This is a genomic window from Rickettsia endosymbiont of Halotydeus destructor (assembly GCF_049278075.1).
Classification (GTDB): domain Bacteria; phylum Pseudomonadota; class Alphaproteobacteria; order Rickettsiales; family Rickettsiaceae; genus Rickettsia.
The window spans coordinates 348,644-374,188 of record NZ_JAPNPB010000001.1; the positions used below are offsets into that span (position 1 = coordinate 348,644).

Sequence of the window (25,545 nt, forward strand, 5' to 3'; positions counted from 1 at the left end):
CAATGCTGGCTTGCAATAACGGCCTAGATATTGAATAGAAATACGAATAATATAAACCGTCTTATAAATTTTAAGGAAAAATATTTATGACTGGAGTGGTAAATTTTTACGGGCAATTAAGTAATACTCAGCAATTTGATCAAATAAGGATCAATATAGCTAGTCCGGATCAAGTGCGTTCATGGTCTTTCGGTGAAGTAATGAAGCCGGAGACTATTAATTATCGTACTTTTAAACCAGAAAAAGATGGTTTATTTTGTGCTAGAATTTTTGGTCCCGTAAAAGATTACGAATGCCTTTGCGGTAAATATAAGCGTATGAAAAACCGTGGTATTACCTGTGAAAAATGCGGTGTTGAAGTTACTGTTTCCAGAGTAAGACGTGAAAGAATGGGACATATAGAGCTTGCAGCTCCTGTAGCTCATATCTGGTTTTTAAAATCATTACCGTCAAGAATTAGCACACTTCTTGATATGACGATGAGAGATATAGAAAAGATATTATATTTTGAAAGTTATGTGGTTACTGATCCGGGCTTATCGGTTTTACAAAAAGGTGAACTTTTATCGGAAGAAGAATTACAGAAAGCTAAAGATAAATACGGCGAGGATGCGTTTACCGCTTCTATCGGGGCTGAGGTTGTTCAGCAAATGCTTGCCGAACTAGATTTTCCAAAATTAAAAGAACAGTTATATGAAGAATTATTAAATACTTCTTCAGAAGTTAAAAAGAAAAAGTTAGTAAAACGTTTAAAATTAGTTGAAGATTTTCTTGAGTCGGAAAATAAACCTGAATGGATGATTATGAACGTCTTACCGGTTATTCCGCCGGAAATAAGACCGCTTGTTATGCTTGACGGAGGGCGGTTTGCAACATCTGATCTTAATGAACTTTATCGTCGGGTAATTAATAGAAATAATCGTTTAAAAAGACTTATTGATTTAAGAGCTCCTGACATAATAGTTAGAAACGAAAAAAGAATGCTACAGGAAGCGGTTGATGCTTTACTTGATAACGGTCGTCGCGGTAAAGCAGTAAAAAATGCTAACAAGCGTCCTTTTAAATCATTAAGCGATATGTTAAAAGGTAAACAAGGGCGTTTCCGTCAGAATCTTTTAGGTAAAAGGGTCGATTATTCCGGTCGTTCCGTTATCGTGGTAGGGCCTGAGCTTAAATTACATCAGTGCGGTTTACCGAAAAAAATGGCTTTGGAATTATTCAAACCGTTTATTTATTCCAAGCTTGAATTATACGGAATTGCTACCACCATAAAAGCAGCTAAAAAAATGGTTGAAGCTGAAAAGCCAGAAGTGTGGGATGTATTAGAAGAAGTTATAAGAGAGCATCCCGTATTACTTAATAGAGCGCCTACCTTACACCGCCTTGGAATACAAGCATTTGAGCCTTTACTGATAGAGGGTAAGGCTATCCAGCTTCATCCGTTAGTTTGTGCTGCCTTTAATGCAGATTTTGACGGCGATCAGATGGCTGTACATATACCTCTCTCGATTGAAGCCCAGCTGGAAGCTAGGGTGTTTATGATGTCTACTAATAATATCTTAAGCCCTGCAAACGGTAGACCGATTATTGTTCCGGATAAAGATATAGTTCTTGGTCTTTACTACTTAACCCTTACTTTTGATAATGAAGTAGGTGAAGGGATGATCTTTGCTGATTTAGCAGAAATGGAACATGCTTTATATGAAAAAGCCATAACTATTCATACGAAAATAAAATTTCGTCGGAATCAGTTGAATGCCGAAGGAGAAATGAGTGCTACTATAGTTGATACTACTTTCGGTAGATTAATGGTCGGCGAATTATTGCCTCCTAGTCCTAATATAGGATTTAAATTTATTAATAAACCGCTAACTAAAAAAGATATATCGGCAGTAATAGATTTAGTATATCGTCATTGTGGTCAGAAAGCGACAGTGATTTTTGCTGATCAATTAATGAAGCTCGGATTTAAATATGCCTGTTCTTCAGGTATTTCCTTTGGTATGGACGACATGGTTGTGCCAAAATCCAAATGGAATCATATAGAAGAAACACGCACTGAAGTAAAAGAATTCGAACAGCAATATTCCAACGGTTTAATTACCTACGGTGAAAAATATAACAAAGTAGTGGATTCATGGTCAAGATGTACCGATAGGGTGGCAAATGACATGATGAAAGAAATTGCAACGCCTGTAGTTAATGATGAGCCAAATCATCAGAAAATAAATTCTATTTACATGATGGCTATTTCAGGTGCCAGAGGGTCATTTGCACAAATTAAACAGTTAGGCGGTATGCGCGGTTCAATGACTAAATCAAATGGTCAAATTATTGAGACGCCAATTATTTCCAATTTCTATGAAGGGTTAACAGAATTTGAGTGTTTTATCTCTGCCAATGGGATGCGTAAAGGGCAGATAGATACAGCTCTAAAAACTGCAAGTTCCGGTTATTTAACAAGGAAATTAGTAGATGTTGCGCAAGACTGTATTATTACGGAAATGGATTGTGGAACAAGTAAAGGTATCGAAGTAAAAACTATTATTGATGGCGGTGAAGTTATGGTAACGCTTGCCGATCAAATTTTAGGGCGTACAGCCGCTATTAATACTTATCATCCAGTTACTAATGATTTAATTCTAAGTACGGGTGAGTTAATTGACGAAGCTAAATTAGAAGAAATCGAATCTGCGGGTTTAGACAGGTTAATGGTTAAATCGGTTCTAACGTGCGAAAGTACTACTAGTATATGTAGTACATGCTACGGTAGAGATCTTGCTACTGGCGCATTAGTGGCTGAAGGTGAGGCTATCGGAGTAATTGCAGCGCAATCTATCGGTGAGCCAGGGACGCAGTTAACTATGAGAACTTTCCATATTGGCGGTGCTGCAACTAAAGGAGCAGAAATTTCTTCGGTAGAAGCCTCATATGATGCAAAAGTTAAAATTTTAAGCCGTAACGTAGTTATTAACTCCGAAGGGCGTAAAATTGTTATGAGCCGTGCTTGTGAATTATTATTACTTGATGCTAACGGTAATGAGAAAGCACGTCATAAAATACCATACGGTGCTAGGTTGATCGTTGATGACGGAGATATGGTTATTAAAACACAAAAATTAGCCGAGTGGGATCCTTATACCGTGCCGATTATCACGGAAAAATCTGGTAAAGTCTTGTTTAAAGATATGGTAGAGGGAATGTCAATTCGCGACGTAACTGATGAAGCAACAGGTATTGCCAGCAAAGTAATTATAGAATCAAAACAATATTCACGTGGTGCAGAATTGCGCCCCCGTATTCAGTTACTTGATAGTAAGGGAGAAGTTATTACCTTATCAAACGGTTTAGAAGCTAGATATTACTTACCGGTCGGAGCAATTTTAAGCGTAGAAGATGGAGTACAAATATCGGTGGGTGATATAGTTGCGCGTATTCCGAAAGAATCAACTATGACAAAAGATATTACTGGCGGATTGCCAAGAGTTGCAGAGCTAGTAGAAGCAAGGCGTCCGAAAGATCATGCCGTGATTGCCGAAATAGATGGAAGAGTTGAATTTGGTAAAGATTATAAGTCGAAGAGGCGTTTAGTTATTCATCCAAGCGACGGCTCGATGCCTATTGAATTTATGGTACCGAAAGGTAAACACGTAGTAATCAATGAAGGCGATTTTGTTAAAAAAGGTGATTTGTTGATTGACGGTAACCCAGTACTTCAAGATATTTTAAAAGTAATGGGAGTAGAAGTACTCGCTAATTATATAGTAAAAGAAATTCAAGCTGTGTATCGCCTGCAAGGGGTAAAAATTGACGATAAACATATAGAAGTAATAATTCGTCAAATGTTACAAAAAGTAGAAATTACTGATTCCGGTGGAACTACTTTATTAGTAGGCGAAAAAATAGATCGTCGTGAATTTGCAGAGTTCAATGAAAAAGCTACTAAAAATGGTTTGAAACCTGCTGAAGCTCAGGCAATATTACAGGGTATTACTAAAGCTTCTCTGCAAACTCGTTCATTTATTTCTGCTGCTTCATTCCAGGAAACTACAAGAGTTCTAACCGAAGCTGCTATTGCAGGTAAAGTTGATAAGTTACTAGGGTTAAAAGAGAATGTTATTGTCGGACGTTTAGTACCGGCGGGAACAGGTTTCTATATGAACAAAATGCGTAAGCTCGCAGCAAAACTCGATCAAGAGAATGCCTCTTAGTATTTCGGTTTCATTGTCATTCCCGTGAAGGTATTGTTGCATAGATCAACCAAACATGTTATTCCGTGATTTATTCACGGAATCCAGGTAAAAATCTAAAACAATTACCATTGTATGTTTTTCTGGATACAGTGGGAGGGGCCTCGGTATGACATTATACTCGTTTTGTCATCCACGTAACAATACCTTCTCACCTGTGCGGAAAGGTATTATTATATGAGTATCTCAAACGTCATTGCGAGGAGATTCAAAAAACCGCGTGACAATCTAAAAAAACGGTAAAAACTCTATAAAATTTATTATTTTTAGATTACCGAGCGACCAAAGGTCGCTCGCAATGACGATTATAAGGCCACGCAACAACCTCTACTCTTTCGCTTCCTCTATCTGCTCAATCTTATCATTTACTTCAACTTCGATAATTTCTGATTTAGAGGAAACGATTTGATAACGCTCTAGCGATTGTAGTAATGTTTTACTGCCTGAATCAATTCCGAGTTTTTGAATATTTTTAACTCGTGAAATAAAACTACGATTAAATGAGCCGGCAAATTTATCATAATTAGTAACCATATTTTGTAAATTATTACCAATTTTTTGGGAATAATCAGCCATAGTACCTATTGAACCTAATAACTTCCTGACTTCTTCTATAATTACTTTATAGTTTTCTGAGCGGCGATGATCGGTAATTTGAAATCTAGCAAATGATAACATATTCATAATCCCGCTAGGGCCTACCGGAAATATATTATTTGTCCAAGCTTTTTGTAGGAAATTAGGATCGGCGATAAGGATTTTCTCAACGGCTTGTTCGGTCGGTAAAAACATTAATGTTATAATATTATTATAATGTTCTTCTTTATTATGTAAATTGGCTAAAATATTTTCAGCATAATCTTTATTAGCAAGAGATTTTAAATGATAATTCATAGTTTTGCTAAGATTTGCCGGATTTTGCTCATCTACTAAAAACTTAGAAGCTTTAGCATCAATAACCATTAAATTACCGGAAGGAAGAAAAATTAATGCGTCAGGTCGCAGGCGTGCGTTATCTTGCGTTGTTAAACCGTATTGAATGATGAAATCTAAATTAGGGCGTAAGCCCGATGATTTCAAAATATTCTCTAAAGTAATTTCGGCAAGTAAACCTGCGCCGATTGGGGAGAGTAGAGACTGCTTAATTAAATCGACAGTCCCTTTTGACTGCTCGATATCTTTATTTAATGCTCCTACCATCGTAATTAACCGCTCAAACTCGCTGTTAAATTTTCCTGAAGCAGTAGCGATATTTTTCTCCGACAGTTCCCTTGCTGCCGTATTCTCCATTTTATGAATTTCAATTAATTGCTTGGATAAATCCTTGCCTAAATCAAATAAGGCAGCTTTTGCTGATGAAAATGATTCACTTCTTATTCTTTCAGAATCTTTAATAGTCTGCTCTTGATATTCTATTTTACAACTAAGTTGTTCGATTTTTTGTAAATACGTTATTTTTTCTTGATTAAGCAACTGCTGGCTATTAGTTAGCTCTATATTATGATCGGCTAAAAATTTTAACTCAGTTTTTAAGGTTTTAATTTTAATATAAAACAAAATTATTAGAGCTAATAAGCTAATTGCTGTAGTTATGATAGTGCATAATAAATAAGGCATAGATATAGAAATAATTTTTAATATTAGATAATAACTAATACAAAATATATTTGCACTAGTTATTTCACTCTATCCTCTAGCGGCCCTAAAGGCTGTGCGGGTTTTAGAAGGGCCGGAGTTAGCAAGAACTTTGTTTTTTTTTCGATATTGGTTAAAAAAGAAAGATGATTATTATGAGGTTGTTGTATAACTGCATATTTATCCCATTCCGAATATTGTCTATTAAGATTTCCTTGAGGTTTTTGTGGACCATAAACTTCTATATTACCGAATTGATATTTTCTTAGCGGAAATAGCTCATGATCGTAAAAATAATCATTTGGAAATCTTTTACGTACACTCATATTAGTATATATAAATTTATTATCTTCTTGGTGAAAGATAAAAATATCTAAGCAGACTTTTTTACATATGGTATAAATTTGGTCATGTCTTATTTCGTAGCCAAGTTTTGTAAATTCTGGGAATATTTTTTGAAGTTTTATTTCCTCCTCATGTATTATGCCAATATCCAGGTCATCATCAAAAGGGATTATTCCTTTATGTCTTACGGCACCTAAAAGAGTACCACCTTCAACCCAGTAATTTATGTGATGTTTGACAAGTATCTCATGCGTATCTTTCATTAATTGATACATATTAAGTGCTGTAGTTTCACTAATAGTATAGTTTTTCACTTGTTTATCGGTAGGTGTAACATAGCGCCAATCATGCTCCCATACATAAATATAAGTAAGCCAGGAACCAAAAATAATTATTGCTAGTCCTGCAAGTTTATTGGAAGTTTTATTTATAGACATAATTTAGTTTTGAGTAATGTTAATCTCAATTTTATCTTCCGGTAAATAATATTTTATAGATACCGCTGATGTTACGCTCTTTAAATCTGCTGTTAAATCAGGCGATAATTCTATACCTTTAACCTCAATTAGAGTGATAGGAGCTTTAATTGAAAGATTTTTCTCAGCTTTAAATTTGCGCACTAGATCCAGGATTTCTAATAAACCTTCTGCCTGTTTTGAATCTATAATGTAGTTTAAATTATTATAATTCGGCCAATTTCCTTTTTCATGTATGGATTTCCCTTCACTATATAAAAGCTGATAAATCTCTTCAGTGATATGAGGCACGAAAGGAGCAAACAGCTTCAATAAGACCTGCATTACATGATAAAGAGTAAGGATAGCACTATATTGTCCTATAGTATTTGTATTGTTTTCGTTATAACTTCTGGTTTTACTAATTTCCAGATAATTATCACAAAATACCGACCAAAAGAATTTTTCTATCCAATGCATAGCATTTGCATATTCATAATTCTGCATCTCAACTGTTACCTGTCTGATTAACTCTATTAGCTTGTTAATCATCCATTTATCTAAATTATGAGTAATTTTTTCGCTTACTTTTAAAAGATCGCTATTTTTGTCTTTTTCATCTAACTTATCAAAATGAATAGAAACGAATTTTGCGGCATTCCATAGTTTATTAACTAATCGTTTGCCATTTTTCATTACGTCTTCAGAATAAGCGGTATCAGCTCCAAGTTTTGAGCTTGCTGACCAATAACGAATAACGTCAGCGCCGTACTGTTCTAACAGCTTTTCAGGTATTAAAACATTGTCTTTTGATTTGGACATTTTACTGCGATCTTCAGCCAAACACCAACCGCTAACCATAATATTTTTCCATGGCAAAGTATTTTGATGTAAATGAGCCTTTAAGATAGTGTAAAATGCCCATGTTCTAATTATTTCATGAGCTTGCGGTCTTAAATCCATCGGAAATAATTTGGCGTGTCTATCTCCATTAACGGCTAAATTATCAGAAATGCCATGAGTTGAAAGGTGCGGCGATACCGAGCTCGTTGCCCAAGTATCCATTACGTCATAATCAGGCTCTACTTCATCTGCGGTATAACCGGCAGGCAAATCCTTTAGCGGATCAATCGGCAATTGTGAAATGTCGGCGTATAAAACTTTGCCTTCTTCGCCGACTCGTTTGGAATACCAAACAGGGAAAGGCACACCAAAATAACGCTGGCGGCTTATACACCAGTCCCAAGCTATAGAGTTAATCCAATTCTGTAGCCGAATTTTCATATTTTCAGGATGCCAGTTTAATTCATTTGCTCGCTTAAGCAATTCCTCTTTATGGTCTATCGTTTTCACAAACCATTGCGGTACGGTTAATATTTCAAGCGGCGCTCCTGAACGCTCAGCACATTTTACGGTATGAGTAATCTCTATTTGTTTTATAAGTAAATTTTGCTCTTTTAAAATAGCTATTATTTTCTCTCTAGCTTCTTTAATTTTTAAACCGTCTATAGCAATATTATGCGGAAAATCTATCGTGCCTTTTTTAGTAATGATGGTTTTTAAAGGTAAATTATGAGTTTTCCACCAGGTAATGTCGGTTTGATCGCCGAAAGTACAACACATTACAAGCCCCGTACCTTTATCGAGTTGTACTAAAGGATCGGCAAGTAGAGGTACTTTAACATTAAAAAGCGGCGTTACGGCAAATTGACCTACTAAATGTTTATAGCGCTCATCTTCGGGGTGATAAAACACTGCTACGCAGGCAGGTAATAACTCCGGTCTTGTAGTAGCTATAGTAATAGGTTCATCCTTTTCAGTTTTAAAGTTAATATAATTCATCTGAGAGGTTTTCTCGATGTCTTCAATATCGGCTTGAGCAAGAGCCGTACCGTCAACTGGATCCCACAAAATAGGTTGATTATTGCGATAAACCTCGCCTTTCTGTACTAAGTCTAAAAAAGACATTTGAGATATTTTGCGAGATAGCGGGCTAATAGTTTGATATTCTAAATTCCAGTCTACGGATAAGGCAATTTGATTAAATAAATTTCTAAATTTTTCTTCTTCGCTTTGAACTACCTCCTCGCAAACCTTAATAAATTGTTCACGATCCATGTGAGACGCTTTAATTTTTTTTTGTTTCTCTACTAAACGTTCCGTCGGGAGACCGTTATCGTCAAATCCCATCGGGTAAAAAATATTTTTGCCCATCATACGCTGAAATCGTACGATAAAATCCGTTTGCGTATAGCTATAAACATGCCCGATATGTAATTGTCCTGAAACCGTCGGCGGAGGAGTATCGACTACAAATGTTTCTTTTTTAGCTATATTTTCGTCATAAGCATAAATTTGCTTTTCTTGCCAAAATTGTTGTAACTTTTTTTCACTTTCAGAAAAATTATAATTCTTTGGAAATTCTTTCATATGATTTGTAATTATTAAGAATACTATTATAAAGGTTATAAGTTATTATGACAATAGATGACGCTACATAAAAAGATTTTTATATTTTTTATTTAATTTTGTGGGTACATGTTCATAAAGTATTAATATAATCAAACAAGTCATCGAAATTAATATTGATGTAAATGTGTAACCAATAAAGTCGACGCAGATCGATGATATACTTATAAAGATAATCATTAATAAAGTAATAGCAATATTTATAAATGTGATTACATAACCTATTTTAGAGCTATTAGTATCATTTAATATATTGGATAATGAGATTGAATAAATTGATTGATATATGAAGATTAAGGTAAAATATAATAACAATGCTAAGAACTCAGTATCAATATAATTTATTACAGATATGATAATACAGTTTGTAATTATACCCAGTAATACAAAAGTATTTTTTTTAAACTTGGTTGCTGCATACACGGTCCCTAAAACTACTGCTATATTTGCTATTATTTGAAACAATGCCACATGATTATAACTACCCACCTCAAATTTTGATGGAATAAATATTCTAGATATTTGGTAATACCCAAAAAAGAAGAAATTGGATAAAATTATATAAAATAAATTTTGTAATTGAGATTTATCCCTTACAATATCTTGAAAGCATCTGGATAAGGAATATGATAATACTGGTGCTTTATCATTTTTTAGATCAAATTTATAACATTTAAAAAAAATGTAGCAGTAGCATAATAAAGATATTATACAATTTATTAAATTAATATTTAATATTTGTATAAAATTATTGATATTGGGGATATATATTAGTAGCATTCCTGCTAAAAAAGATCCTAAAGTTTTAGAATTATTAAAAAAAGAAAAACACTGTTGATGTAATTTAGGGTCAATGTATCTTTTAATAGATGTAACAGCTGTACTTCTATTTAATGCTTCTAGTAATCCTCGCAGCGAAATTATTATATACAATATATGTAAGTCATTTAAAGTTATATAAAACGTAGTAGTAATTAATAGTAAATTAAGAATGTTATTAATTAACAACACGTTAATGCTACGAGAATGATTGCTTATTTTAGCAATCAAACTACCGCTTATTATAGGAAGAACCCAAATAATTGAAAAAACTGAAGACGATAAAAAAAGGGAATGTGTGTCATCTAAAATTTTTTTAGATACAAAAATTAACAATACAACGTTTGATATTGCATGGTTTAGAGAAGCGATATAAATTAGTAAAAAACGTATATCTTTGAAAATATTAAACAATTTGTTAATTTATATATATTTCTTCAGTTTCATATAATTCTTCTTGAAACTCTTTTTTATAGAATAGTAAAGTATTTTCAAAAGCTTTTAAAAGTTCGTCTTTATTTTTACCTATACCAAAATAAGGATTATGATGTTGATAATATCCAAATATTTTTTGACAATCTTCATGATATTTACGAGTATCTAGTATATGATAATGCCAGAATGTATCAATGTCTTTAGAAGGTGGTAAATCTAGAAATTCATATTTTACTCATAAAAACAACATACGCTTATATTGTTCTTCTACTATATTCAATTTTTGTTTACTCCACCCTTCAAATTCTTTTTCTTGCATTTTATTTTTTTGTTTTATAATATCAAGAGATATTATATTATTCCATATAGTATTTAATTCTTTGTTTTTTTCTATTATATTACTCATAATATTGCTTCAGATATAAACTAACTTCTTAATTTAATAAAGGGATATAATTTAATATCCCTTTATTATTATTCAATCTGTACAACATGCTGGAGTAGCTGGTTTTTTTATTAAAATAATGTTTTCCATATTTTCCTCATTAATTATTATTAGTTCTCAAATATGAGAACCGGAATTAATAAAATAGCATAAAACAATTTTTAATAAAAACTATTAGCTAAAAGTTAGTTATATATTTAAATTTTGTTGTAAAATTACACCTTTTAGTTGCGTCAATTAAAACCATTATAAATTTTTGTCAATTTTAAAAATGCCAAACAAATTCTTTCTTGCTTTGAAGCTGATGAGGCTAAATAGCCCTACCGGTTATCTATTAGTATTTTTCCCAGCGCTTTTTGGGATATTACTTGCTAAGCCTACAATAGTAGAATTAATAAAATTAGTATCAATATTTTTTTTGGGTAGTGTAATTACCAGAAGCGCAGGCTGTATAATTAATGATATATTTGATAAGAATTTTGACAAACACATTGCTAGGACTAAGGAAAGACCTTTAGCAAATGGGTCGTTAACTGTTAAAGATGCCTTACTTTTACTAATTATATTATTAATTTCCTCCTTATTAATTTTATTATCATTAAATAAGACGGCTATATATATCGGTTTTCTCGCCTTTATAATGATTATATTATATCCGTTAATGAAACGTTTTACTCATTTCCCACAAATATTTTTAGGTTTTACTTTTAATATAGGTATTCTCATAGGTTATACTGCGGTAACAAATACAGTTACTTTAGCGGCTTTTATAATGTATTTAGCTTGTTGTAGCTGGACAGTCGGGTATGACACGATTTATGGTTTTATGGATTTAGTAGATGATAAGAAAATAGGTGTGAAATCACTAAGTATATATTTAGAGAACAGACATTATAAATTTTGGCTATATAGTTTTTATATAATTTTTATATTATTATTTATCTTATCTACAAATATTGCTAACTATAATGTCGACCATCTACCTATTTTAGCTGCGTTAATATTATTAATATTGCAAGTAGGCACTTTAAATATTTATAATCCTGCTAACTGCCTTATAAGATTTAAGGCTAATAATTATGTTGGGTTAATTTTAAGCTTAAGTTTGCTGTATTAACTATTTTACATTACGAGATCAAAATTGCTAGAAAGAAAAAATTAATCGTTTTCCAAATGATCTTTTAAAAATTCAGGAGCAAAATCGGCACCATTAGACCACGTAATAGTTTGTAACTCTGCATCTAGCATTACTTTTTTAAAAAAATTTTTATCTTTCAGAGGTTCAAACATTAAGCCTTTTAGATGTTGATATAAATCTATATTACCTCTCGTACCGTCATCAAAAGATAGGTATAGAGAATAATCTTGAATATATTTTACTGATGTTACATGTAGCATTTTTTTACTCTAAAGGCGCAATAGAATTTAATGGTTCACCGGTTTGAGTTCTACGCCAATTATCTAATAATTCTTCTTTGTGTAAAGAAAGCCATTCTATAACTAATTGTAAAGCTCTTTTTGGAAATTTTCCTTCCATTACTTTACCTCGCATTGAAACTATTATCTCATAATCACCATATTTAGCATGAAAATGAGGAGGATTATGATCTTTCCAATACATCATAATTACAATACCAAGGAAACGGCTAATTACAGGCACAATAAATATCTTTACAAATCTATTAATAGCTTATTTTAATATATTTCTAATGTTATTTCAAGTTTCTTTACTACGATTAGGTTTAGTAATACCAGCTTTATCGTTTTTATAGATAAAATTCTTAATAACCGGTACGATAAACTGCTTAAATTTACTACCACTAAATACGCCGTAATGTCCTGCTCCTTCTTGCAAATGATATTGTTTCATTTCAGATGGAATATTAGGACAAAGCTCTAATGCTGCTTTTGTTTGACCAACCGCTGCAATATCATCAAGTTCTCCTTCTATTCCAAGTAAGGCACATTTTGTAATATTTTTCAAATCGATATGCCGATCTTCAGAGACTAATTTTCCTTGCGCTAAAGAAAATTCCTGAAATACTTCTTCGATTGTTTGCAAATAAAATTCCGCAGTCATATCCATGGTAGCTAGATATTCATCGTAAAATTTAATAGTATGATCGGCTTTTTGAGTATTACCTTCTAGCAAATTCTGTAACAATTCTAGATGTGAATCTATATGGCGCATTATATTCAAACTCATAAAGCCCGAGAGTTGTAAAAATCCTGGGTAAACTCTTCTCCCGTGCCCAGGATAATTAGGGGGAACATTCATAGTAACGTTTTTACAAAACCATTCCATGCTTTTGCTTAAAGCAAATTCGTTAACTGCTGTGGGGTTTTTTCGTGCATCAATTGGTCCGCCCATCAAAATCATTGAGTTTGGCACGTTAGGGCTATTATTGCCAGACATTATACTAATCGCAGCAAGTAGTGGTACAGTAGGCTGACAAACCGCCATAGTGTGAGTATTAGGTCCTATGAAATTTATAAATTCGATTATATAGTCGATAAAATTATCCATATCAAAATTGCCAACTTCCGTAGGTACCTCATTTGCTTCTGTCCAGTCGGTAATATATATATCACAATAAGGTAATAATTCCTGTGCGGTAGAGCGGAGTAGGGTAGCATGGTGGCCAGCCATCGGAGCAATTATTAATAATTTCGGCATTTCCTGTTTAACGCCTGCTTTAGAAAAATGCTTTAATTCACAAAACGGTTTCTCTAAAATAACCTTTTCATTAATTTTATAGGTTACTTTATCAATAATAGTTTCAGTTATATTAAATTGAGGTTTTTCATATTTCCGGAGCATGCGTTCGGAAAGGGTGAGATAAGCATGCATAATTCTTGCATAACCGTTGTCTTTTAACGATTCATCTTCTAAAGCTTCCGTTAAAATTTTTATGCCTAAATGAGCGGGTGCAATTTGTGCTCTAAGCCCTTCTAGCATATAATACGTATAATTATCCATATTTCCCCTTTTTGGTAAATAATAATTAATTTAGTTTAATATTAAAACTTAACTAAAGCATCAATTTTATATTTTAATGTTTAAGTTTTTATAATTAAGTGGTAATAATATACTAGGCTCTGTGAACAAAATATAAATAATTTAAATTTTGTTCACAGAGCCTCCTCATCTTGCGAAAATTGTTCCTGCATTTTGTTAGGGATTCACGTGCTCACTTATTTTATATAGGTTGTGCTCGCTAACCCCTCAAAATAAAGTTCAATTTTCGAAATATAAGCAGTATATTTGAGCACTGTAAACATTTAAAAAAAATTTTTTGATATGAATAAAAAGACTATAGCTTTAGTCGGTAGACCGAATGTTGGAAAATCGACCTTATTTAATCGTTTAAGCATTAGGAAAAAGGCTGTTGTCCACGATCAACCTGGTGTTACGAGAGATAGGAAATATGCGGATGCTGCAATTGCTTCGTTGGAGTTCAGAGTAATTGATACGCCTGGGCTTGAAGAAATAAAGCACGAAACAGGTCGAGAGTTAAATGTACGATTAATGGAGCAAACAACTAAGGCTATTATTGAATCGGATATAATTTGTTTTATGGTCGACAGCAAAAGTGGCATACTGCCCGATGATACATTACTTGCTCATTTTATTAGGCAATACAATAAGCCGACTATACTGATAATAAATAAATGTGAAGGGCGTTTTGATTTTGCTAAAGAATATTATCAACTTGGTTTTGATAATATGGTAGTTATTTCAGCCGAGCATGGCGTCGGTATGGCAGAGCTTTATGATGCAATAGTTGTAGAGCCTTCTAAAGAAGAGAGTGAAGAAAATAACATTAGTGATCCTATAAAAGCTGATTATATTCAAATAGTAGTAAGCGGTCGACCAAATGCCGGAAAATCTACTTTTATAAATAGCCTAATCAATGATGAAAGATTATTAACCGGGCCTGAGGCCGGATTAACCCGTGAATCAATTGAAATTGATTGGCAATATAAAGGCAATAAAATAAAATTAATAGATACTGCGGGTTTGCGTAAAAAATCTACTATCAGTGAATCACTTGAAAAATTATCCGCTTCAGATGCTATTAATAGCATCAAATTTGCTAACGTAGTAATTTTAATGATTGACGCCTTAGCACCGCTTAAGCAACAAGATTTAAATATAGCAAGCCATGTAGTAGATGAAGGGAGAAGTATTGTTATAGTAGTGAATAAATGGGATTTGGTTAAGGAATCCGAAAAGCAGAAATTTAAAGAGGAATTTGATTATCAGGTATCTACTAATTTACCGCAAATTAAGGGCGTACCAGTAATATATATTTCGGCCATTAATAAGAAAAATATAGAGCAAGTACTTGACGCTTGCGTTAACATTTACAATATCTGGAATAAGAAAATAACGACTAGTAAATTAAATGAATGGCTTGGGTTTACTACTGAGGAACATCCATTGCCCCTGCAGAAAGGCGGTAAGCGCATTCGGGTAAAATATATGACGCAAATAAAAACACGCCCACCGACTTTTAAATTATTCTCTAATAACCCGGAAAAAATTACTGACAGCTATACAAAATACTTAGTAAATAATTTACGGGAAGCTTTTGAATTACCAGGTATTCCTATTAGGTTTATTTATGTTAAAACTAAGAATCCGTATGTATAGCTTTTTGTTTAGATTGCCACGTCGATTCTTCGAATCTTCTCGCAATGACGAAATCATCGCTTCCAGGTAACAATGCCATTTAAATAAGTTGTATGTTAGATAATAATCTCTTTCTATCATCCTAGTAATTTCATAATGACAATTTGAATTTACAATATAGTTTTAATAAAATAAAGGCAAGTTTTAAGTGTAATGTCTATTTTGAATACCCTTCAATTTTATTATACAACTCCTCTATATAATGCTTTACTATTCTTAAAATTTTAGCTTCAGGGCTGAGATTTTTAGCTGCCCATTTTTGTATCCACGGCTCGGCTAGCTGCCACATATTAACGTTCGTATCTAGCTGTTGCCCAATTCCTTCAACCATGACTAAAGTTTTTTGTAACAACAATAACTGCGGTTGCACCTCCATGCCGAAATCTTCAGTTATTTTAAATAAATGCGCTAGTAATTTACCCACAGAAATATTTTTAGTAGCTAGCCCGACGATGGGTTCAGTAACAGCCCGACAGCTTTGCGCGAATAAATCTAAATCTGTATTTGCAGGAATATAACCTGCTTTTAAATGTGTTTTAGCAACTAATTTGTAATCACGATTAAGAAAACCGAATAAACTTTCAGCAACCGCTAACCGATCTTTTTCGGTGAGTCTTCCCATAATACCAAAATCAAGCAGAATTATTTTACCTTGCTCGTTTACTAAAATATTCCCGGGATGTAAATCGGCGTGAAAAAAACCGTCTCTATAGGCTTGATTAAAAAACATCACGGCAAATTTTTGAGCTATTACTGAAAGGTTTAATCCTAATTCTTTAAGTTTGTGAGTTTCATATATGGAAATTCCATCCACCCATTCAGTAGTTAATATATTTTCAGACGTAAACTGCCAGTATATTTTAGGGATACATATATCGAGATCATTACGAAAATTATCGGTAAGTTCAGAAGCTGCAGCGGCTTCAAGGCGGAGGTCAAGCTCATGTTTCATGGTTTCCCTAAATTTCCTGATCACTGCGAGTGGTTTTAACCTCTTTAGCTTGGTAAATTTAGAAGCAAGTTTAGCAAGAAAATATAGTAACTTAATATCTCTATTATATTTTTGATGAATATCAGGACGTAAAATCTTTATTGCAACAAATTCACCGGTGATCAATTGGGCTTTATGAACTTGTGAGATTGAAGCTGCAGCTATTGGGGTGTCATCAAAGTGTTCAATGTCGTTCTCATCTCTCTTTATGTCATTCCCGCGTAGGCGGGAATCCAGTTTTTCTTTGTCATGTTGAACAAGTTTGCCGCATCTCATAATAGATCCTGAAATAAATTCAGGATGACTATTATTTTCTGGATTCCCGCTTTCGCGGGAATGACCTTGGTAGCTGCGGGAATGATATTGACTTTGAAAAGCCTTTTGAACCAATCCCCTCGCTACCCTACTATCAAAGGGCGGTAATTTATCTTGTAAAAATTTTAGGTGTTTTGTTACATCTAAGCCTACCAAATCAGGTCTTGTAGAAAGTGTTTGACCGAACTTAATATAGATGGGTCCAAGCTGCTGTAAACAATTAGTCAGTCGTTTCCCGAAATCCTCCCGCGGTTTCTTTATTAGAGATAGCGGGGAAAATATTAGCGTCAAAATATAGCCGATAATTTTAATATGTAGGGGTATTTTAATATTGCCCGGGTAGATTAAAATTTGCTCTTTACTAATACTTCTGAGTATATGTAATAAATTAAAAAATATATTCATAATTTGTAAGCGCTGTGAATGGCGACAACGCCGTTAGTAAGGTTCTTATATCGTGCTTCTTCAAAGCCGGCATTCTGAATCATTATTTTAAAATCATCCTGCGAAGGAAATAGCTTAATACTTTCAACTAAATATTGATAAGCTTCTTGATTATTAGTAATCATTTGCCCGATTTTTGGAATAATATTAAAAGAATAAAATTCATAAAAATTTTTGAAATAACTTTCATTTACTTTAGAAAACTCAAGACATAAAAACTTCCCCATAGGCTTTAAAACCCGATAAGCTTCCTTTAAAGCTTTATCAATATCAGGGACGTTTCGAATCCCAAATGCTATGATGTAATAATCAAAACTATTATCGGGAAACGGCAAATTTTCAGCATCAGCAATAGTATAATTAAGGTTTTGTAACAAATTAAGATCGATTGCCCGTTTTTTAGCATTGTCAAGCATCTCTTTATTAATATCACAAAGAGTTATGTGCAGCTCCGAGCTACGAGCTTTAGCTTTTTGAGCAAGTTTTAAGGCAATGTCACCCGTGCCACTAGCAACATCTAGTATATTTGCGTTCAAATTTGGAATTTGCTTGATAAATTCAGCTTTCCATAAACGATGAACTCCAAAGCTCATTAGATCATTCATTAAATCATATTTGCCTGCAACCTGCGAGAAAACATCATTTACCAAATTCTGTTTATTAGCAAAATCAACTTTTTTGAAGCCAAAATTTGTCTGGTTCATAATTTATAATAATTTATAATATTAGCAATTATAAAACACGTAGCACAAAATGCCAGAACTTCCTGAAATAGAAACACTAAAAAACTCTCTTGAGCAAAAGCTAATAGGGCTTGCTATAAAAAATATAGAGCAGAAAAGAGATAATTTACGTTATAAATTATCATCAAATCTAGCCGCAGAAATTTTATATGCAAATATTTTGATAGTAAGGCGCCGTGCAAAATATCTCATTATTGATTTAAATAATGGTTATTCTTTAATAGTTCATCTTGGTATGAGCGGACGCTTCACACTGCAGCCGTATGATTATAAAATTAAAAAACATGATCATATAATTCTTGATCTTACCAGTAACGAAAAACTAGTTTTTAACGATGCCAGGCGTTTTGGAATGATTTACAGTTATGAAACCAGGTTTTTAGAAGAAAAGTTTTTTAACAATTTAGCCATTGAGCCTTTGTCGGATCTACTAACTAGTGAATATTTAAAGAGTAAACTTATTAATCGCAAAGTACCGATAAAAAATTTGTTAATGGATAATAAAATTATCGTTGGGGTGGGCAATATTTATGCTTCCGAAAGCTTGTTTTTAGCTAAAATTAATCCAAGTAAATTAGGTGCCGATTTAACTCTTGAGGAAATAACTAAATTAACTACTGCAATCAAAACTGTTTTGGCAAAAGCTATTCTGGCCGGCGGCACTACTCTTAAGGATTTTGTTAGTGGTGATAACAACCCAGGATATTTCAAACAGCAACTTGCAGTTTATAACAGAGAAGATAAAAAATGTCTGAATTGCGACGGAATAATTATTAAATTAAAACAATCAGGCCGGAGTAGTTTTTATTGTTCTGCTTGTCAAAAATAATGTTATGCCGTGTTCAGCCAAGAAGTGTGCTAACGCTCCCGATGTCATTCCCGCGAAGGCGGGAATCTAGGCTTTTTTGTCATGCTGAACTTGGTTCAGCATCTAATTTAAAAGATCCTGAAATAAATTCAGGATGACTTTGATTTTCTGGATTTCCGTTTTCACGGGAATGACATCAAAAAATGCTACACAATAAATATAATTTTGAAAAGATTTAAAACTATTAGTTGACATTTATTTTATTAGTGTCTATAAGCCTTTTCACTAAACAAATTTCAATTAATAGTTATTTTGAATATGAAAATAAAACCCGTTATTATGGCAGGTGGTCAAGGCACAAGATTATGGCCGTTATCACTCTCAATAAAGCCAAAGCAATTTTTGAAGACTTCCCTAGAGCTAAGTTCATTACAAAAAACCCTGATTCGGAATAAATCATTCGGTGTGCCACTGGTAATTACCGGTGAAAGATATGAATTTATAGCTAAAGAACAAGCAGCAGAAATTAATGCAGAAATAGAATTAATTACCGAACCGTTGGCAAAAAATACTGCTATGTGTGCGGTTATTACGGCGTTAACTGCAAAGAATGACGGTTTTGATACTGTGATATTGTTACCGTCAGACCATTATATATCGGATGAAGAGAAATATTTAGCAACTATTAATAAGGCTTTAAGTTATGTAGAAAAATGGGCAATTTGTACTATCGGTATTCCTATTGATCGACCAAATACCGAATATGGATATATAAAAGCAGAGACTATTTTTGCTGAAAATATTTATCAAGCTAATCATTTTATTGAAAAACCTTCCTTAGAGCATATCCATAACTATATACAAAGCGGGGGGTATTTTTGGAATTCGGGAATTTTTATTTATAACATCGATTTTTTATTAAATCAAATACAAGAATTTCAGCCTGATTTGCTCGATATAGCAGAAAAAGCACTAAATTTGGCTAAAAAAGATAAAAATATTACAAAACTGGATTTAGAAATTTATAATAAAGCTAAAGCCGTTTCTATCGATCATGCCGTAATAGAGCATATTCCTCAAATGATTATGATAAAAGCAAATTTTGCTTGGAGCGATGTCGGTACCTGGCACTCATTGTGGCAAACTAAACAAAAGGATATAACCGATAATTATTGTGAGGGAAACGTTGTAGTTAGCGATACGACAAATTCTTATATTAGCTCCGATAATAAACTCACCACGGTAGTGGGACTTGATAATATAATTGTTATCAATAGTAAAAACGGTTTGTTAGTAGCGGATAAATCAAAAGCTGCCGAAATAAAACAGCTAGTGATGCACATGGAAGAATATAGAATATAACAATATTTATAATGATTAATAAATTTTTACTAATATAATGCAAATAACTAAAAATATTTTAATCAAAAAAGAAAAAATGAAAACTAATTTTGAAAAAGCTAAAATACTTATTGATACACTTGTCGCAGCAAATTTATATTCTTGCCCGCATTACGAAATTTTTAAAGATACTTTTTCTCAAGTAATAAACGATGAATTAAAAAATTTTGAAATAAGTTTACAGATCGGTGATAATAAAACATGTTATTACCTTTCTAAAATTTATGAATTAGGAATTGGTGGACAACAAGATAAATATATAGCAGATTTATTTATAGTAATTGGTAAAGAATTAGAAGATGAAAAATGCAGTAAAATATTTGCGTCGAATCCTGCTAAATATGTATGGTATGAGCCTGCTGCAAGTAAATTTATTACAGGTTATATAGGAAAAAGCTCAAATATTCCTTTTGAAGATGCAATAATTTCTGCTCACCAGCCTCCTGGTTATAATGAGCTTTTTGACTCTAATTCTAATGAATTTATCCAACCATTAGGAGCTATCGCCTCTTATGAAACAAATTTTTAATCTGAAGTTTTAATTGCCCATAATGCTCCAAGAGCTGCTACAGTTATATATATCCCGATCGATAAAGAACTATTTGTTACATGCCAGAGCCCTAAACAAATCGAAGGAGTGAGGCGGCCAATTAGTGAAGAGCCAATACTACTGCCGATTCCGACTAACATATATTTATCGGGTGTTTTAAATAAATCATTTAACCAACAATTTAATGGGCATAGAAATGTTATTCCCAAAATTATAATCCATATTCGGACAAAATTAACATACCATAAAGAAGCGTTATTAAGAAATAGCCATAAGGGAATTATGGTTAAAACCATGATGCTAAGAGTATAACCAAGTATTTTTATGTAAGGTAATTTTTCTACTAAACGCCCAATGATCGATATCATTACCATATCAAAAATTAATAGCGCCGTATTAAAAGCCATCATTGTTTCCAGAGAGATATTAGTAATAAGCGGAATAAAGCTATTCATAAACACAAAAGGTAGAATATAAGTTAAGTAAGAAAAACCGACTGTAAGACTAACTCGCAAAATATTTAGTTTGTTATTCCAAATTGTAATGAGATCATGCAAAACTGTCATTCCTGCGAACGCAGGAATCCAGTAATTTTTTTTGTCATGCTGAACTTGTTTCAGCATCTTATTAATAGATCCTGAAATAAATTCAGGATGACTATTATTTTCTGGATTCCCGTCTTCGCGGGGATGACATAAAGGAATATGGGAATGACATATAATAGAATCACTTTTCCTTAAAAAATAACCTATAAGCGCTGTGAGCCCGCCGAATATAAAACACACTCGCCAATATTTATTATAATCTATATCTAAAATTATAGTACTAATAAACGAGGCAAAAATAATGCCGACCATAGTAGAGGTTTGATAAAGATATGAAGCTTTAAGTGCTTTTCGCTGTTCTTTATTCTCTAAAATGTATAATTTAGCAATAGCGCATTCACCTTCAGAATATATTCCCTGTAATGTTCTGATAATTACCAATAATAGTGGAGCAAGCCAACCTATTTGGGCATGAGAGGGTATTAAGCCAATTAGAGCGGTGGTTAGAGCAACGCCAATTAAAGAGTGAGATAGAGCAAAAACCCCGCCGTATTTTTTAGCAATAATGCCAAAAAAATAAGAGCCGATCGGACGTGTAAATAAAGAGGTTGCAAGAACGCTATAAGTAAGTATTAGACCTACTATTTTATCATGATTCGGAAAAAAAATCTTGGCAAGCAGAGGCGCAAGAAATCCGTAAATTGCAGTATCGAAATGATCAAGCGCATTACCGATCAGGATTGATATATCTCTTTTATTAAAAGAACTTTTCATCTATAGTATTTTTAACTTTTTATGAATACGATTATAATAAATGAATAACTTAAAGCCAGGAAAATTTATTACTTTTGAAGGTGGAGAAGGGTGCGGTAAATCTACGCAAAGTAAGATGTTGCACCAATATTTATTATCAAAAAATGTTCCTGTTGTTTTAACGAGAGAAATAGGCGGAACTGGCGTAGCTGAAAAGATGCGGGATATTTTGATTCATGAGGATTTACTTCCCATGTCAGAATTATTACAAGTTATGGCAGCTCGCTATGATCATATTCATAAAAAAATTCTTCCTAGTCTTCAGGAAGGTTACACCGTTATTTGCGACAGATTTATAGATTCTACCGCTTGTTATCAAGGGCAATATCCAAAGATAGGCAGAGATTTGGTCTATAATTTGCATAAATCTTTAATGACGGATATTATGCCAGATATTACATTTTTTATAGACGTGAAACCGGAAATTGCTATAGAGAGAATAGCTAAACGAGATGCTAATAATAAATTTGATATAAAAGATTTAGATTTTCATCAAAATATTTATAATGGCTTTAAAGAGTTAGCAGAAAAATTCCCAGAGCGGATAATAACTATTGATGCCTCAAATTTTGATACCCAGATAATACATAAAATGATAATAAATCGGTTAATATGAATAATACTTATTACATCACCACCCCTATATATTACGTTAACGACGTGCCACATATTGGGCATGCTTATACTAGCGTTGCGAGTGATGTGATTGCGCGTTTTATGCGCCTCAGTGGTAAGGAAGTCATGTTCTTAACTGGTACCGATGAACACGGACAGAAGGTAGAAAAGGCGGCACTAAATAAAAATATAGAACCACAAATATTTACCAATCAAACCTCGGCAAGTTTCCGTAATCTTATGGAATCAATGAATATTTCCAATGATGATTTTATTAGAACAACGGAGGCAAGGCATAAAGGAGCAGTCGCTATTTTCTGGCAAAAACTATTAGCTAATGGTGCTATTTACGAAGGTTTTTATGAAGGCTGGTATGCGGTGCGTGATGAAGCTTTTTATGATGAATCGGAATTAACAAGCGAAGGGCTAGCTCCAACAGGTGCGCCTGTTGAGTGGGTCAAAGAACCGAGTTATTTTTTTAACCTGTCAAAATGGCAAGATAAGCTCCTTGCTTTTTATGAAGCAAATCCTGACTTTATTAAGCCGGTAACTAGGCGTAATGAAGTGATCAGCTTTGTTAAATCCGGCTTGCATGATTTATCTGTATCCCGTACTAGTTTTAATTGGGGAATTAAAGTCCCAAATGATAAAGAACATGTAATTTATGTTTGGCTTGATGCTTTAGTTAATTATATTTCTGCTTTAGGCTATCCTGACGAGAGCGGTAAATACGGTAAATTTTGGCCAGCTAATTTGCATGTTGTCGGTAAAGATATCGTTCGCTTTCATGCAGTTTATTGGCCGGCTTTTTTAATGGCAGCAGATGCGCCTTTACCTATTTCCGTCATGGCTCATGGTTGGTGGACAAATGAGGGGCAAAAAATTTCCAAGTCGCTCGGTAATGTTATCGATCCGTTTGAACTAGTAAAAGAGTTCGGGGTTGATCAGGTTCGATATTTCTTAATGCGAGAAGTTACTTTCGGCGCGGATGGTAATTATTCCAGAGCAGCTTTAATTAGTAGGATTAACAGCGAGTTATCAAATAAAATAGGTAACTTAATGCAAAGGACATTAGCTTTTGTTTATAAAAATAATGAAGCCTGTGTGCCTCTGGTCGATATAAATCGGGTATATGAATTACCTTTGTTAGCAACGGCTAGTAAAATTGCCGTACATAATATAGAATTAATGAAAAATCTTGAGATTAATAAAATACTCGAAAATATTCTTAGTTTAACCGAAGAAGCAAATATTTATATTGATAAAGAAGCACCTTGGAATTTAAAAAAAACCGACCCGATAAAAATGCTGGAAGTATTATATACTCTTCTAGAATCATTGCGTTATATTGCTATCATGCTCCAGCCTTTTACGCCTTCGGCGGCAAATAAAATGCTTGATCAATTGGGAATAGCGGAAGAAAAGCGAAGCTTTAAATATTTAAGCCATGAATATGCTTTAACGCCTTCAGCAAGTATTTCAGAGCCTAGCGTAGTGTTTCCAAGAGTAGAAAATGCTTAGAGAATCACCATTTCTGCAAATATTTATGTCATTCCCGCGCAGGCGAGAATCCAGTAAATACCTAGTTATTCTGGATTTATTTTAGGATATATTAAAAGATACTGAAACAAGTTCAGCATGACAAAAAAATCTGGATTCCCGCCTGCGCGGGAATGACATAGAATACGCTTAACCTATGTATAAATATAGAAATATGAACAATGATATGTTAATAGATTCTCATTGCCATCTTAATTTGCTTGCAGAGGCAGATAATTTAGACGAAATAATTAAAAGAGCAGAAGAGAATAACGTTAAATATCTTCAAACTATTTGTACTAAGTTAGAGGAATTACCTAATATTTTGTGCATAGCAGAGAAATATAAAAATGTCTTTGCGAGCGTAGGCGTACATCCTTGTGAAGTAATAAATAATATGGGGCAATGTCATTCCCGCGAAGGCGGGAATCCAGAAAAAAATATAAATAAGTTATCAGACAAGCTTATTACTCTAACTTCTCATCCTAAAATTATCGGAATTGGCGAGACTGGTCTTGATTATTACCATACGCCTTATGATAAACAGCAGCAAAAAGATTCTTTTGTACAACATATGTATGCAGCAAGTGTAACAAAATTACCTATTATTGTACATACAAGAGAGGCTGAAGAAGATACAATTGATATCCTAACTAGCGAAATGAAAAATGCTAATTTTCCTGGGTTAATACATTGTTTTACTTCTTCAAAAGATTTAGCAAAAAAGATGTTGGATATCGGTTTATATATCTCTATGTCAGGGATTATAACGTTTAAAAATGCGTTAGAGTTACAAGAGATAGTTAAATACGTACCGCTTGAAAGGTTATTAATTGAAACCGACTCGCCTTATCTCGCTCCCATTCCTATGCGAGGCAAACAAAATGAACCGGCTTTTGTCAGATATGTTACTGAAAAAGTTGCTGAACTAAAGGGTATAACTAGTATAGAAGTAGCAGATGCTACTACTCATAACTTCAAAAAATTATTTTTTAAATTTGAGAAGTATATAGATAACAATCTATAATTATCTCAACTAGCAATTTAAGATTGAAAATTTTTGTTAACCAATATATTATTTTTAATAGTATGTTAATTAATAATTCATATCGGTAATTATTATGGAATTTAATCGTAAAAATGCAATTATTAGTTTTTTAAAAGAACATGAAAATCAAAAATTCACTCCTTATGATATAGCTAATGGCTCGTAGCAAACTATCCCGAAGAAG

Annotated in this window: 20 protein-coding genes; 9 read left to right on the plus strand and 11 right to left on the minus strand. The window is 33.1% G+C overall.

Annotated elements, in window-relative coordinates; all coding sequences use genetic code 11:
* Positions 1-86 precede the first annotated feature (86 nt).
* Positions 87-4,211: a DNA-directed RNA polymerase subunit beta' gene (gene rpoC / locus OTR29_RS01575; RefSeq protein ID WP_422228908.1), complete on the plus strand. Its 4,125-nt coding sequence runs from the start codon at positions 87-89 to the stop codon at positions 4,209-4,211.
* A gap of 366 nt (positions 4,212-4,577) precedes the next feature.
* Here rpoC and OTR29_RS01580 read toward each other — a convergent pair whose 3' ends face one another.
* From OTR29_RS01580 to OTR29_RS01600, 5 genes are all read right to left on the minus strand, one after another.
* Complete coding sequence (locus tag OTR29_RS01580; protein WP_422228909.1) at positions 4,578-5,867, minus strand: DNA recombination protein RmuC; 1,290 nt, start codon at positions 5,865-5,867, stop codon at positions 4,578-4,580.
* A 59-nt stretch (positions 5,868-5,926) separates the two neighbouring features.
* Positions 5,927-6,667: a LicD family protein gene (locus tag OTR29_RS01585; RefSeq protein WP_422228910.1), complete on the minus strand. Its 741-nt coding sequence runs from the start codon at positions 6,665-6,667 to the stop codon at positions 5,927-5,929.
* Between the two features lie 3 nt (positions 6,668-6,670).
* On the minus strand, positions 6,671-9,115 hold the full coding sequence (locus tag OTR29_RS01590; protein ID WP_422228911.1) for a valine--tRNA ligase: 2,445 nt from the start codon (positions 9,113-9,115) through the stop codon (positions 6,671-6,673).
* Between the two features lie 63 nt (positions 9,116-9,178).
* Complete coding sequence (locus OTR29_RS01595; RefSeq protein ID WP_422228912.1) at positions 9,179-10,387, minus strand: MFS transporter; 1,209 nt, start codon at positions 10,385-10,387, stop codon at positions 9,179-9,181.
* A 256-nt stretch (positions 10,388-10,643) separates the two neighbouring features.
* Positions 10,644-10,814, minus strand: coding sequence for a hypothetical protein (locus tag OTR29_RS01600; RefSeq protein ID WP_422228913.1), 171 nt, complete (start codon positions 10,812-10,814; stop codon positions 10,644-10,646).
* 310 nt (positions 10,815-11,124) lie between these two features.
* Here OTR29_RS01600 and ubiA point away from each other — a divergent pair, with 310 nt between their 5' ends.
* On the plus strand, positions 11,125-11,970 hold the full coding sequence (gene ubiA / locus OTR29_RS01605) for a 4-hydroxybenzoate octaprenyltransferase (protein WP_422228914.1): 846 nt from the start codon (positions 11,125-11,127) through the stop codon (positions 11,968-11,970).
* A 41-nt stretch (positions 11,971-12,011) separates the two neighbouring features.
* Here the strand turns inward: ubiA and OTR29_RS01610 are convergent, their stop codons facing one another.
* Genes OTR29_RS01610 through OTR29_RS01620 form a run of 3 tightly spaced genes read right to left on the minus strand, consistent with a single transcriptional unit; the run spans position 12,012 to position 13,833 of the window.
* Positions 12,012-12,251: a DUF2442 domain-containing protein gene (locus OTR29_RS01610; protein WP_422228915.1), complete on the minus strand. Its 240-nt coding sequence runs from the start codon at positions 12,249-12,251 to the stop codon at positions 12,012-12,014.
* A 4-nt stretch (positions 12,252-12,255) separates the two neighbouring features.
* A complete protein-coding gene (locus OTR29_RS01615; RefSeq protein ID WP_422228916.1) occupies positions 12,256-12,513 on the minus strand; it encodes a DUF4160 domain-containing protein in 258 nt (85 codons plus the stop codon).
* A 57-nt stretch (positions 12,514-12,570) separates the two neighbouring features.
* Positions 12,571-13,833, minus strand: coding sequence for a polyhydroxyalkanoate depolymerase (locus OTR29_RS01620; protein WP_422228917.1), 1,263 nt, complete (start codon positions 13,831-13,833; stop codon positions 12,571-12,573).
* A 321-nt stretch (positions 13,834-14,154) separates the two neighbouring features.
* Between OTR29_RS01620 and der the strand changes: the two genes are divergently transcribed.
* Entirely contained in the window at positions 14,155-15,510 is a 1,356-nt protein-coding gene (gene der, locus OTR29_RS01625) for a ribosome biogenesis GTPase Der (protein WP_422228918.1), read from the plus strand.
* Positions 15,511-15,706: 196 nt separating this feature from the next.
* Here the strand turns inward: der and ubiB are convergent, their stop codons facing one another.
* The gene (ubiB, locus tag OTR29_RS01630; RefSeq protein ID WP_422228919.1) at positions 15,707-17,260 is read right to left on the minus strand and encodes a 2-polyprenylphenol 6-hydroxylase; all 1,554 of its coding nucleotides are present in this window, start codon (positions 17,258-17,260) and stop codon (positions 15,707-15,709) included.
* A complete protein-coding gene (ubiE, locus tag OTR29_RS01635) occupies positions 17,257-18,003 on the minus strand; it encodes a bifunctional demethylmenaquinone methyltransferase/2-methoxy-6-polyprenyl-1,4-benzoquinol methylase UbiE (RefSeq protein WP_422228920.1) in 747 nt (248 codons plus the stop codon). The genes ubiB and ubiE overlap by 4 nt, the downstream gene beginning before the upstream one ends.
* Before the next feature lie 49 nt (positions 18,004-18,052).
* On the opposite strand from ubiE, the gene mutM reads away from it, so the two are divergent.
* From mutM to OTR29_RS01650, 3 genes are all read left to right on the plus strand, one after another.
* On the plus strand, positions 18,053-18,871 hold the full coding sequence (gene mutM, locus OTR29_RS01640) for a bifunctional DNA-formamidopyrimidine glycosylase/DNA-(apurinic or apyrimidinic site) lyase (protein ID WP_422228921.1): 819 nt from the start codon (positions 18,053-18,055) through the stop codon (positions 18,869-18,871).
* A gap of 297 nt (positions 18,872-19,168) precedes the next feature.
* Positions 19,169-20,212, plus strand: a complete 1,044-nt coding sequence (locus OTR29_RS01645) for a mannose-1-phosphate guanylyltransferase (protein ID WP_422228922.1) — start codon at positions 19,169-19,171, stop codon at positions 20,210-20,212.
* Positions 20,213-20,249: 37 nt separating this feature from the next.
* Positions 20,250-20,780, plus strand: a complete 531-nt coding sequence (locus tag OTR29_RS01650; RefSeq protein WP_422228923.1) for a hypothetical protein — start codon at positions 20,250-20,252, stop codon at positions 20,778-20,780.
* On the opposite strand, the gene OTR29_RS01655 is transcribed toward OTR29_RS01650, so the two are convergent.
* Complete coding sequence (locus OTR29_RS01655; protein WP_422228924.1) at positions 20,777-22,120, minus strand: MFS transporter; 1,344 nt, start codon at positions 22,118-22,120, stop codon at positions 20,777-20,779. The genes OTR29_RS01650 and OTR29_RS01655 overlap by 4 nt on opposite strands.
* Before the next feature lie 40 nt (positions 22,121-22,160).
* Here OTR29_RS01655 and tmk point away from each other — a divergent pair, with 40 nt between their 5' ends.
* The 3 genes from tmk to OTR29_RS01670 all read left to right on the plus strand — a co-directional run bounded on the left by tmk (position 22,161) and on the right by OTR29_RS01670 (position 25,340).
* A complete protein-coding gene (gene tmk / locus OTR29_RS01660) occupies positions 22,161-22,775 on the plus strand; it encodes a dTMP kinase (RefSeq protein WP_422228925.1) in 615 nt (204 codons plus the stop codon).
* Positions 22,772-24,295 (plus strand): methionine--tRNA ligase, encoded by a 1,524-nt coding sequence (gene metG, locus OTR29_RS01665; protein ID WP_422228926.1) that lies wholly within the window; start codon positions 22,772-22,774, stop codon positions 24,293-24,295. The genes tmk and metG overlap by 4 nt, the downstream gene beginning before the upstream one ends.
* Positions 24,296-24,488: 193 nt before the next feature.
* Positions 24,489-25,340, plus strand: a complete 852-nt coding sequence (locus OTR29_RS01670; protein WP_422228927.1) for a TatD family hydrolase — start codon at positions 24,489-24,491, stop codon at positions 25,338-25,340.
* The last annotated feature ends 205 nt before the right edge of the window (positions 25,341-25,545 follow it).